This window comes from Pseudomonas sp. SIMBA_067, assembly GCF_046534675.1.
GTDB classification, from domain to species: Bacteria; Pseudomonadota; Gammaproteobacteria; order Pseudomonadales; family Pseudomonadaceae; genus Aquipseudomonas; species Aquipseudomonas putida.
Map to the genome: position 1 here is coordinate 1 of NZ_JAWRYH010000505.1, position 268 is coordinate 268.

General features: G+C 57.1%; 1 pseudogene. It reads right to left on the minus strand.

What is annotated here, in order from left to right:
* Nucleotides 1-268 (minus strand): annotated as a pseudogene (locus tag SB765_RS30090) (NADH-quinone oxidoreductase subunit L); the annotation flags it as partial.

Genomic DNA, 268 nt, shown 5'->3' on the forward strand with positions numbered 1-268 from the left:
CTGACTACCAGGCCTTTGTTGGCAATACGTGACAGCAGTGCAGGCAGGTTCATCAGGCCATTCAGTGGGTCGCGCTTCAGCAGCCACGCAATACCCAGATAAGGTTTGACGAACACTTTATCGTAGAGCCAGTCGAAGCCCCAGGCCGCAAACCACCATGTGCCGAAGAAACGGCCTGGTGCACTGTTTGCGATACGGGTAACCAGCTCACGTTTGCCCAGCCACAGCGCGGCAGCGATCAGAATGCCGACAATCGCTACAACGCCCG